At 48.7% G+C, this 10,301-nt stretch carries 11 protein-coding genes, 1 tRNA gene and 1 rRNA gene; 7 read left to right on the top strand and 6 right to left on the bottom strand.

Features of this window, described 5'->3' with window-relative positions; all coding sequences use genetic code 11:
* Positions 1–10 precede the first annotated feature (10 nt).
* Together rrf and J3350_RS13590 are read left to right on the top strand one after the other, a co-directional pair.
* A 5S ribosomal RNA gene (rrf, locus tag J3350_RS13595) occupies positions 11–127 on the top strand.
* A 40-nt stretch (positions 128–167) separates the two neighbouring features.
* Positions 168–243 (top strand) — tRNA-Lys (locus tag J3350_RS13590).
* 162 nt (positions 244–405) lie between these two features.
* Here J3350_RS13590 and xerC read toward each other — a convergent pair.
* Genes xerC through J3350_RS13575 form a run of 3 tightly spaced genes read right to left on the bottom strand, consistent with a single transcriptional unit; the run spans position 406 to position 3,433 of the window.
* Positions 406–1,794 carry a tyrosine recombinase XerC gene (gene xerC, locus J3350_RS13585; protein ID WP_005920089.1) on the bottom strand — a complete coding sequence of 463 codons (1,389 nt, stop codon included), beginning with the start codon at positions 1,792–1,794 and terminating at the stop codon, positions 406–408.
* Between the two features lie 16 nt (positions 1,795–1,810).
* A complete protein-coding gene (locus J3350_RS13580; protein WP_097783233.1) occupies positions 1,811–2,125 on the bottom strand; it encodes a helix-turn-helix domain-containing protein in 315 nt (104 codons plus the stop codon).
* A gap of 42 nt (positions 2,126–2,167) precedes the next feature.
* The gene (locus J3350_RS13575) at positions 2,168–3,433 is read right to left on the bottom strand and encodes a plasmid recombination protein (RefSeq protein ID WP_207686993.1); all 1,266 of its coding nucleotides are present in this window, start codon (positions 3,431–3,433) and stop codon (positions 2,168–2,170) included.
* Positions 3,434–3,748: 315 nt separating this feature from the next.
* Here J3350_RS13575 and J3350_RS13570 point away from each other — a divergent pair, with 315 nt between their 5' ends.
* From J3350_RS13570 to J3350_RS13560, 3 genes are read left to right on the top strand one after another with little or no spacing between them, the layout of a single operon-like run.
* The gene (locus J3350_RS13570; RefSeq protein WP_207686992.1) at positions 3,749–4,060 is read left to right on the top strand and encodes a hypothetical protein; all 312 of its coding nucleotides are present in this window, start codon (positions 3,749–3,751) and stop codon (positions 4,058–4,060) included.
* Between the two features lie 57 nt (positions 4,061–4,117).
* Positions 4,118–4,948 (top strand): helix-turn-helix domain-containing protein, encoded by an 831-nt coding sequence (locus J3350_RS13565; RefSeq protein WP_207686991.1) that lies wholly within the window; start codon positions 4,118–4,120, stop codon positions 4,946–4,948.
* Entirely contained in the window at positions 4,932–5,597 is a 666-nt protein-coding gene (locus J3350_RS13560; RefSeq protein WP_207686990.1) for a sigma-70 family RNA polymerase sigma factor, read from the top strand. The genes J3350_RS13565 and J3350_RS13560 overlap by 17 nt, the downstream gene beginning before the upstream one ends.
* Positions 5,598–5,655: 58 nt before the next feature.
* Here the strand turns inward: J3350_RS13560 and J3350_RS13555 are convergent, their stop codons facing one another.
* A complete protein-coding gene (locus J3350_RS13555) occupies positions 5,656–6,195 on the bottom strand; it encodes a sigma-70 family RNA polymerase sigma factor (protein ID WP_207686989.1) in 540 nt (179 codons plus the stop codon).
* Between the two features lie 149 nt (positions 6,196–6,344).
* Here J3350_RS13555 and J3350_RS13550 point away from each other — a divergent pair, with 149 nt between their 5' ends.
* Positions 6,345–7,121: a hypothetical protein gene (locus tag J3350_RS13550; RefSeq protein ID WP_128118058.1), complete on the top strand. Its 777-nt coding sequence runs from the start codon at positions 6,345–6,347 to the stop codon at positions 7,119–7,121.
* A 147-nt stretch (positions 7,122–7,268) separates the two neighbouring features.
* Here J3350_RS13550 and J3350_RS13545 read toward each other — a convergent pair whose 3' ends face one another.
* The gene (locus J3350_RS13545) at positions 7,269–8,174 is read right to left on the bottom strand and encodes a peptidoglycan-binding protein (protein ID WP_055186213.1); all 906 of its coding nucleotides are present in this window, start codon (positions 8,172–8,174) and stop codon (positions 7,269–7,271) included.
* A gap of 582 nt (positions 8,175–8,756) precedes the next feature.
* On the opposite strand from J3350_RS13545, the gene J3350_RS13540 reads away from it, so the two are divergent.
* A complete protein-coding gene (locus J3350_RS13540; protein WP_005922694.1) occupies positions 8,757–9,008 on the top strand; it encodes a DUF6061 family protein in 252 nt (83 codons plus the stop codon).
* Between the two features lie 310 nt (positions 9,009–9,318).
* Here the strand turns inward: J3350_RS13540 and J3350_RS13535 are convergent, their stop codons facing one another.
* Entirely contained in the window at positions 9,319–10,257 is a 939-nt protein-coding gene (locus tag J3350_RS13535) for a hypothetical protein (protein ID WP_005922692.1), read from the bottom strand.
* Positions 10,258–10,301: the final 44 nt, after the last annotated feature.

Below are 10,301 nucleotides of genomic sequence, written 5' to 3'. Positions count from 1 at the left end.
CAGTCATATGGTCGGTGACGATGACGGTGAGGTCCCACCTGTTCCCATTCCGAACACAGTAGTTAAGCTCACTCGTGCCCAAGATAGTTAGCTGGAAACGGCTTGTGAAAATAGGTAGTCGCCGACTCATAGTTATCAAGATGTTTGAAACCGCATCTTGATAATATGCACCTCTAGCTCAGTTGGTAGAGCAACTGACTCTTAATCAGTGGGCCCAGGGTTCGAGTCCCTGGAGGTGCACCAGATATTGAACGTCAAATCGTAAGATTTGACGTTCTTTTTTGTTATGTAACCCCGAAAAATCGGGGTCTGCACGGTCGATGCACGGTTTTTGCACGGTCGGCTTTTTCGTAGGAATCCTCTGCATGGGCTGTAATTGCTTTGAAATGCGTGGTAAATTTTGCATCAGGTCAGCAGTGCCAGACGGAGCTGCGCCTTTACTTCGGGGTCTGCGTTCTTCAAAAGTTCCAGCAGAGCGGTCATAGAAATGGTCGGTTCGCCTTCGGCGGGTACAGCCTGCGGGCTGGGGCTTTCCTGTTTGGCATAGAATCCTTCCTCAAACTTCCTGCCCAGTTCTACACGAGAGGACTGCTGGATATGGGCGTAGGTGTTTACCAGCATATCTGCCGTAGCGTGTCCGGTGGTTCCCTGAACAGCCTTCACATCGCCGCCGGAGATCATCAACTGATAGGTGGCACTGGAATGGCGCAAACCGTGGAACACAATGCGGGGGAATTCCGGGTGGGCATCCTGCCACTTGAGGAACTTCTTGCGGATCAGCACAGGCTCCACCGCCAGACCGTTAGGCAGACGGAACAGCATTCCACTGTCATGGTAGCGTGTCGGGTCTTTCCTCTCGTCTGCCGCCAGCTGATTCAGCCACTTCTTCAGTTCCTCTTTCAGAGCAGAAGTCATGAAGATGGTACGGCAGGAGGATGCGGTTTTGGTGCTTTTCAGGATGAGGGAAGTGGTGCTGCGCTCCAGCTTGTCCGGGAATACCTTGATGATGCAGCCATCGTCCACTTGGTTTAGGGCTTCTTTTCGCACTCGCTGCATGGACTTGTTGATACGGAAGGTTCCGATGCCATCTGCTGCGTCAAAATCGAGATCTTCCGGGGTCAGACCTACGATCTCGCCCTCTCGCAGTGCGCCCACCAGTGTGAGGTGGACTGCCAGATGCAGGATGGGGTCCTCCATGCTGTCCAGAGCCGCCCTCATTTCCTCTACCGTCCAGATGGTGCGCTCCTGCGTAGACTTCTTGGGGCTGTCCACGGGAACAGGGCTTTTGACAAGGATGCCCCACTCTACGGCATACTGGAAGGCAGTGCCCAGCAGCCGGTGCACCTCATGGATCGTTGTGCCGGAAAGGAAACGCTGCTTCTGCTTTTCGGTCAGTTCCTGCTTCTTGCCCTCGATATACGAACCACAGGGCGTTTTGCTCAGGGTCGTGTAGAGGTTCTCCATGTGGTAGGGCTTGAGCTTCTGCATCTCCATGCTACCGATATAGGGGATAATGAGATTCTGAATGGTGGAAAGGTTGGATTCGTAGGTTTTGGGTGCCCACTTGTGCTTGCTGCACTGTTTCGGCAGCCAGTCCATCAGGAACTCTGCCACCGTTACCGAGGACGGAATCAGGAAAGTGCCAGCGGCCAGTTCATGCTCGATTTGCTTTTTTCGGTTCGTTGCCTCCTCTTTTGTGGGAAAGCTCTCCCATTTGTCGCAGCTCTTGCCGTGCTCATCTTCGTAGGTGTAGCGGACGCTGTAAGAGTTGCCGCGCTTCGTAATATATGCCATACTGTTTGCCTCCTTATCAAGCTGCCCGGTAGAGCCACGCATCGAAGCTGTCCTTCGGCACACGGATGCTTCCGCCTACTCGCAGGACACGGAATTCGGTAGTGCTGTTGCACAGATTGTAAGCAGAGCGCAGGCTGATGGCCAGCATTCGTGCGATCTCTTCCACCGTGTACACCAGTTTCGTGGTTGCCGGGCTGTCAGTCGGAGACTTGACGGCATTGGTTTGAGTGACCACTTCCATTGTAGTGGGATTCGAGTCCTTTTGCAAGAACTTTTTCGTATAATCGGAAGATTGCACAGGGACGGTCATAGAATTACGGTCAAAATCCATAAGCATTGCTCCTTATATTGTCATATCATCTAAAAATTCAGCTTAAAGTTCTACATCTTGCCCACGCTTACGGTTTTGCTGCGGCACATTCATGGTGTGCTCCTGCTTGGGGGCAAGAATCTTTTCCAGAAAGCCACGCACCAGTTCGGGCGCACGGTGGAGAGCATCCAGATAGGGTTTCACGTCGTACCACAGGTCGTGGTACTTGTTGCTCCAACGAACGGCCTCTTTCTTGGCGGTGGAAAGTTCTTCTTTCAGGCGGCGGTTCTCCACATCCATCATATAGCCGTGGTCGGCTTGCTTTTTCAGCTTGGAAAACTCTTCTTCGGTCAGCGAGTAGTTGCCGAGGAAGGTGCGCTTGCCGATATAATCCAGATCACGCGCATGAATGAGGGCTTCTTTCGTGAGCGTGGTCTTTTTCTGAATGGAGGCAAGTTCTTTCTCCTTTTGGGAGAGGGCCTGACTGGTTTTAGCAAGCGATTGTGCCTGCTGGTCGGCTTGGGTGGTCAGGGTGTCCAGCCGTTCCTGCTCCCGCTGGACTTTGAACTGAGTGACAGTCAGGTGTTCTTCGGTGCTGCCACGCTCGCCGCGCTCCACATCGGTGTACCCGGCAGTACGCATATAGTTGAAGAAATCGTCTTGCAGGACGCTGTACGACTTCTTCAGGACTGGCTTGCCGTTCTTTTGCAGCACGGGCTTTCCGGCATCGTCCAGCAGGGGCTTGGATGCCCACTTCTTGCTCCGGCTGACCTGCATGACAGTCTCCTTGACTGTGCCGACCAGTGCCTTGTCCTTGCAGCGTTTCGACCAGAGGATCTGCTTTTCCACCACAGGCACATAGACCACATGGAGATGATAGTGGTAGACTTCACGGCCTAATGCTTCGGTCATGGCACGGTTGATCTCATCGGCATGCATGACAGCCGAGAGGATATACTGTTCACCGCCTACGATTTGGATAGCAGCTTTGTAGGCATCTGCATAGAACTGCTTGGCGAACTCGTAGCCACCGTGATTGTCAAAATAGGCCGAGTTGACATCAAAGACAAGCTCACAGTAGTGGGTGGCATCCGGTTTCAGGCCGCGCGTGGAGATGGTTCCATCGGATTCCAGTTGGGAGAACAGGTCGGTGTAGCTGGCGGTTGGCTTCTTGAAGTGGACGTTCCATGCAGCGCGCTGGGGGATAATATCGGGGTTCCGATAGCTGTCCTTTTCACGCTCATTGTGCTGCTGAGTGTTGCCAACAACCTTGTCCGAAACGGCAAGGTTTCGGACACTGGTGCGGTCAATACCATCATTTCTTGCCAAAGGGCATCCCTCCTTTCGGGGTTCAGAGGAAGGTGACGGGGACGGAGATGCACTTCCCCGGAAGTGTAATAACCCACTATAACACTTTCATCCCTATGGGCTGCAAAGTGTAGTGGGCTCTTCGAGGACTCTCCGAGGGGGAACGTCTCATGCGGGAGAGCTACGATCAAGTTCGCACAATGCGAACTTGATTGCTCCGTACGCATCTGAAAAAATTGCGTACGGACTTCAAATAACCTGTACGGTTCGTACGACGTACGGAAATCCGAAATATAAACGATAATTCGTTTTAATTTACTTCAATCCGCCGTACAGATGCGTACAAGTACAGACCGTACAGGTTGTACGAATTTCTTCCGTGAAAAAATGCACTTTTTACGGACAGGGGTGGACAAGCGGCTCGATGCCTACAAAATCCCGCACCCTGCGGCCACCGGGCAGGGCGATGTTATGCGTTGCACCAGAGACCCCAAAGTGGGAACTCTGGTGTTTTTTGTTTCCTGCCTGAATATACGGGGAATTTTGCAGAAAGAGCAAAAAAGCGGCAGAACTGCAACGGAAAAAGAAAAAAGCCCTTACTGGTTGCAGGGCTGCAACAGCAAGGGTGGAGAGGTGACCGTATATTGAACAAAACGGCAGAGCGTATTATAATGAGGAAAAAGCTCAAAAAGGAGGGCCGACCACATGGCACAGGAATATCTGCCCGCACCATCCAACATCCGTCTTGCGGACTTGATGAAAGAACACAACATCAGCCAACCAGAGCTTGCCAAGGAGATCGGCTGCTCCAAGAGCACCATCAGCCGCTTCATCAGCGGTGCGAAAGGAACCCTGACCCATGAGCAGGTGCTGAGGATTGCAAGGCTGTTCAACGTGTCCACGGATTTTCTGCTGGGAGAAACCAACATCCCCGACCGCAAGAACTACGACATTGCTGAACTTGGCCTGTCCGTAGAAGCCGCAAAGAACCTCTACACGGGGCGTGTCAATACAGAGGTGGTCAACCTGCTGTTGGAAAACGCCCGGTTTGCAGAGCTTACTTACCGCATAGCGCAGTATTTTGATGATACCTTTGCGTCTGGCATCGCAGCACAGAACGCCATGCTCACGACATTGAGCACCCTGCTGCGCACAAAGGTCAAGACCCCGGAAGCAGCCAAAGCCGCAAAGGACATCAGCCTTCGGAGAAAGCCGGTGTACCAAGGCGACCTTGATGATATTGAAATGTACTTCATGGCGGCAATCAAGGAAATCAAAAAGGGTATCGGGAGCCATTACGCCGAGCAGGAAGCCATGAGCAAGAAAGTGGCAGGGAAGATGTTCACCGAATTGACCAAAGGGCAGGATGTGCAGCACCCAACGATTACGGCAGAGCAGTTGACGGATGCAATGTTGGACAGCGTTTCGGGCATGGAAGGAGCTACGCCGGAAGCGCTGGAACAGCTGCGGAACGGTCTGCTGGGAATCTTGCAGTCTGCCGCAGAGCAGGAAAACGCCCATGAAGCAGACGAATGAACGGCTTTGTGCGCTGGCGCAGAAAGGCGATGCTGCCGCGCTGGACAGCCTGATCGACAACAACAAGTCCTTTATTGGCAAGGTGGCAAATGACCTTTTCCGCAGCATGAATCTGGCACAGGCTGGCCTGAATCTTGACACGGACGATTTGAAACAGGCAGGGAATCTGGGCTTATGGAAAGCTGTGCCGAAGTTCGATGCAGCGCGCGGCATGAAGTTCCTGACCTATGCGGCTCCTGCCATCCGCAACGCCATGATGGACATGGTGCGGGATGCCTTTGCCGCTTTTGAGCAGCGGATGGTAACGGAGGACAAGGACGGCGTCTGTTACCAACGTGTTTCGCTGGACGATGTTCTGCCGGGAGAGGAACAACTGCGGCGCATCGAAGCCATAGCCGACCCTTATGCCATGCAGCCGCAGAGTATTATGGAAGAGCAGGAATCGCGCCGGGAACTGTACGATGGCCTGAAACGGCTGACCCAACGGGAGCAGACCTATCTGCTGTACCGCTATGGCTTTACTGATGGCAAGGAACATCCTTTGATTGGTACGGCGATATATTTCCACCTGACAAAAGGCCGCGCCAAAAAGACCGAGGAACAGGCCATGGATAACCTGTGGCTGGAACTGCCGTGGTGGTTTGATTAAAGGGAGCGAAGAAAATAGCTTTTATACACTAAAGAATGAAATCAAAATGAATGAGAATTTATTTGGAAGTTTTAGGGAAGAATGCACATTCTAATTTTTTTAATATGGAAAGCTTTTTACGGTTGATAGCTTGTCTACTGACACCTGCTATATCTGCGATGCTCATTCCTTTAAAAACAAATTGAGATAATAAGGTCAGTTCAGAAGGTTGAAGAACAGAATGTAAATCGGAAATCAATAGTTCAGGATATTCATCGTTTGAGGACAAAGACATCTGATCGAAATCAATTTCATCAACGCTTGCGATGACAGAGTTATCTACGGCGTTTTTTCGGCTGTTAAGCGAAATGTATTGATGCCGGATAGAGGATTCAATATATTTCACTAATGTGCCGTCATCTTTTCTTTGAAGTTTGGTCAATTTTCCGGAATGCAGTAATTCGAGAAGATATAATTGTAAATCTGAATAGGCATCCTCATACTTAAGAAGAGCTGCATATTTTTTCAGTAATGGCTGAAAACGTTGGACGATTTGTAGCTGTGCAAAGGAGTTGCCGTTATATGCATTTAGAAAAAGGTCAAAAAGCGTATAATTCAATTTTCTTTCCTCCTTTTAAGAGGAAAGAGAAAAAATGTTAAGATTTGTAAACGGAAAAATAGATTTTTGTGAGCTAATATAAAAAGTTTACAAGAAGGTAATAGAGACTAAACAATATGTTGATAAACTTATAAAAAAGGAGAACATATATGAATTGTGCAAAAAGTGTAAAAATGATAGTGATTCTAGGTTGTATTGTGGTGAATTTGGTGGGATGTGGAATGAATGATACAACAGCATCATCAATGTCCACAGTAGTTTCGTCACAGGATACATCGTCAAGTTCATGCAATTCTGAAGAAAAAAATGATTTGCAAGATTTTTCCCAGACGTTAGTTGATTCGACCTCGGTATTTTTAGATCAAGATCAATATACTGTTTTTGAAAAAGCGCAGAAAATAGACTATGCACTTTGGGGACAATCAAGTAACTTAAAAGGACTGAATTTTAAAATTGAAGATGCTCCGACTTTTGTGCCTATGACGCAAAATGCGCCGACATATGTAAAACTGAACGGACATGATTATGAGGTCTATCAAAATTCTTATAAAGAGTTTGAAGAATATATGAAATCTATTTTTACAAATGATTTCTTGTCACAAGATTCAATTGAGAAAAAGTTTGTGAATTATAATGGAAAACTTGCCGTTTGTGATGACTATGATTTGGCACAAATTCCATATTTTACTGGATATGTGGGAGAATATTATCCGGATGATTTCTGCTCAGTGCGATACTATTTGAAAAATAAAACGGAAGCACAAGTAAATTTTGTAATGATTGCATACTATAATCCCAATGAAACGTATGAGGAACATGATGAGTATTCATATGATGACATGAATAAAGTCGAATATGAAATGCAGTTGGTAAAAGTTGGGGATGTGTGGAGAGTAAATAAATATCACTCGCCTGAGCTTGGATAAGCAGATAGTGAAAAGTGTTGCATATAATAGGCATTGAAAAATCCCCCCCGAAGCCTTTTCGAGAGTTGAGAAAAGACTTTGGGGGGGGGGGATATATGTTAAAAATGATGCTTTACAACTTATTGTTGATGAAGAGAGTAGAGATATTTAGGAGCGACGAGCGGTTGCGATATAATCACCGTATACGGTTTCATTGCGTGCAGTTCCCGCTTCCTCAAGAGTTCGAATGACACCACCAGCAGGATCAATGACGGAAATGCTGCTTGCAGAGGAGCAACTGCCAGTATAAGCAATCGCTGTGACAAAATGCGTCTTTTTGCCATCGCTACTGTTGAGCCGAATAATGATGGGAAGGTTATTGTCAATACTTGCTTTGACTGCACTGAATACAGTCGCCTGCTCCTTACCGCCATGAGTGTAGTTGCTCGTGTCGATTTTACCATTGCACTTGCTGGGAAGAGCCCAAGTATTCAGACCGTTTGCACCCCAATTTCCACAGGCAGTCAGGACTTCGTTAGGGGTGAATTCACGAGGCCCATAGATATTAGCGGTATTCAACACGGCAACAAGAGAGCAACCACTATTTCCAACAAGCTTAACAATGTCCGGATTCTTCTGTGCCCAAAGATAGTTTCTATCAGTAGGCAGAGTGATTGAATGAGATTGACCACTTGTACCGCCCGAAGAAGCGTTCAATGCGTTTAGGGTGGCACTGCCGACCATACCATCGGCAGTCAAGCCGGATGCTTTCTGAAAACTGATAACAGCGTTATAAGTGCCTGAACCTGCAAGGCCATCCACTGTACTGGCGTAATAACCTTTGTTCTTCAGGAGCTGCTGGATGGTTTTAATGTCGCTTACCAGTGCGTTCCATGTACCATCGCCAACAATGCCATCTTGGGTAAGACCTTTTTTGCCCTGATACTTCTTAACAGCATTTTCAGTACCAGAGCCAAATTTGCTGTCAAAACTACCCGGAGGGCAGCACATGATATGCAGTCCATACTGCAGGTACATAACATAGTTGCCAGTACTTCCATTTTTGAGTAACATAGTAATAATCTCCTTTTTTAGTAGGACGTTTATGGGGCCCTTCATTTGCGTCCTTACGTAATAGAAAGAGAGAATCACAGATGTTTTGTAAACATAGAGAGATAATTTAGGATATCTGGGTCGGTCACTCAAACCATTGCCGTCAAGTCGGTGGTGGATAGTGTGATTTTTGTTTGTCAGAGAGTAAGTGCACGGTTTCTGCACGGATTTTGCACGGTTTCAAAACGTGCAAAGGGTGCTTTTCGCTGCAAAATTCGACAAAGGGCGCAGAAATTGCCGGGTGAAAAATCACGTCGTCTTGTTCAAAAGCAACGATGACTCGAAACTTTCATGAATTGAGACGAACCGGCGGCTTGCTCTCTTAATCAGTGGGCCCAGGGTTCGAGTCCCTGGAGGTGCACCAAACCATGAAAATCCGAACCTTTTCTCGATAGGAGAAGGGCTCGGATTTTTTGTTTTCTTCGGAAACGAGAACAATGGCTCTTCCCTTACGGCTGTGTGTCCAAAACCTTATCAGAAGAAAGACCGTATCACGAAGGTCACAACAGTAAGAGTGCCGTAAGGCAGAAGGGACGCAAGATTATGAAGTACGATGCAAGAGCCTGTCAGTTTAACATGGGCACCGGCTGTGTGGAGCTGCTGCTCCGGGATGGGCGCAAAATTTCCATCAACTGCACCGGTGTCGAGGATGCACTGGATGTTACCATGGCGCAGAGGTCTGAACTGGACTACCTCATCTACAATGACCCGCTGGCGTATGCAGAGCTAATTTTGAACGGTGAGCCAGAGGAGTATCTGAGAAATGCGGCTGGAAGTCACGGATTAGAGGACTGAACGCAAAAACAGGGTGCGCCCTGCCGGACGCACCCTGCAAAAATCCACACACGATAAGTAAGGCAGGGAGTTCCCCGACGGGAACTTCCTGTTTTTCTTTGGTTGCGATATGAGCCTGTTCCGCCTGCCATGCAGCAAATTCCCGTTGACCTTCCTCGCTGTTCCAGCAGGCAAGGATCGCCGGATAGAATGCCCGTGCCAGTCGTTCGATGGCTTCATCGGGGTAAGGGGAAATATTTGTGGACTTTTTCTTTTTGTTCAAACGCACACTCCTTTGGATTTCTGTTGACAGCATACAATGTGCCTGTTGTTATGCTGTCTGCTCATCCTCTGCGAGCGCAGATTCCAGCGAAGCAAGGTACTCCTTGTGCTTGTGGATGATTTCGAGAATGACTTCTCGCTGTGCTGTGTCTGGCATAGTTCTCAGAAGATAGTCAAACTCTGTGCGGAAACGTGTTGTAACGTGTTCCAGTGCGACATAATCATGCCGCACTTCTTCCGGGTAAGCATCGCTGTCGTAAACCGATTCGATTTTCTGAAACGGCAATACAGGTGCCTTTCCCGGTTCCCGGATGATGCCATCGGCATCCGGTTTCGGTTCAACTTTCAGTTCCGGGTGCAGGATTTCCTGCAAGGTCTGTGCGCGGGCATCATAGTTGGCTCGTGCAAGGCGGTGCATATCAGCCTTGCTGACTTTTACCTGTTTGTTCAGAATCTTCTCCCGCATACCGGGAATCAGGGATTCAGCAATTTCAACACCTTTCATGTACTTCGATGCGCGAAGTACAGTTGCCTTGCTTACACCATTTTCCTCTGCGATTCGTTCGCAGGTTTTCATGGCTTCACCGGAGTTATCAGTTTGAGAACTCCGGTGAAATCGGCCATTTTCATCATGCGATTCTTTGCGGGCTTCGCCATGAGAGGATTTTTCCGCTTCATATTGCTTCCCGATGAGGAACAGCTTCTGCTCCGGGGTGAGGTTGCGCCGCCCCAACTGATTCTTGCAGATCCATGCGAGGACTTCTTCTCTGCTTTCAAATCGGAGCGGCATGGTGGAAAAGCAAATCTCCGGGTGCTTCTGGAGAATTGCATAACGATTGTGGCCGTCAACGAGGGTGTTGTTCCAGACGATCAAAGGAGAGAGCAGCTTGCCTTCCTTGAGGATGTTTTCTTCAAGCTGCTTGTACTCATCGTCCGTCAGCGGCGGGATCTGATTCTGGAACTCCGGGTCGATTTTCAGATTGATCATACGCACAACTCCTTATCTCTCGTGATGTTGCGTCCGTTCGTCCT

Origin of the sequence: Faecalibacterium sp. Marseille-Q3530, from assembly GCF_017377625.1 — a bacterium.
GTDB classification, from domain to species: domain Bacteria; phylum Bacillota; class Clostridia; order Oscillospirales; family Ruminococcaceae; genus Faecalibacterium; species Faecalibacterium prausnitzii_E.
The sequence above is the reverse complement of the archived record's forward strand: the minus strand, read 5'-3'. Positions and strand labels throughout refer to the sequence as shown.

Bases quoted from the DNA above. Each gene is read 5' to 3' on its own strand.
- xerC (WP_005920089.1), bottom strand. From the start codon at position 1,794: ATGGCATATATTACGAAGCGCGGCAACTCTTACAGCGTCCGCTACACC.
- J3350_RS13580 (WP_097783233.1), bottom strand. From the start codon at position 2,125: ATGGATTTTGACCGTAATTCTATGACCGTCCCTGTGCAATCTTCCGAT.
- J3350_RS13570 (WP_207686992.1), top strand. From the start codon at position 3,749: ATGCGTACAAGTACAGACCGTACAGGTTGTACGAATTTCTTCCGTGAA.
- J3350_RS13565 (WP_207686991.1), top strand. From the start codon at position 4,118: ATGGCACAGGAATATCTGCCCGCACCATCCAACATCCGTCTTGCGGAC.
- J3350_RS13560 (WP_207686990.1), top strand. From the start codon at position 4,932: ATGAAGCAGACGAATGAACGGCTTTGTGCGCTGGCGCAGAAAGGCGAT.
- J3350_RS13550 (WP_128118058.1), top strand. From the start codon at position 6,345: ATGAATTGTGCAAAAAGTGTAAAAATGATAGTGATTCTAGGTTGTATT.
- J3350_RS13545 (WP_055186213.1), bottom strand. From the start codon at position 8,174: ATGTTACTCAAAAATGGAAGTACTGGCAACTATGTTATGTACCTGCAG.
- J3350_RS13540 (WP_005922694.1), top strand. From the start codon at position 8,757: ATGAAGTACGATGCAAGAGCCTGTCAGTTTAACATGGGCACCGGCTGT.
- J3350_RS13535 (WP_005922692.1), bottom strand. From the start codon at position 10,257: ATGATCAATCTGAAAATCGACCCGGAGTTCCAGAATCAGATCCCGCCG.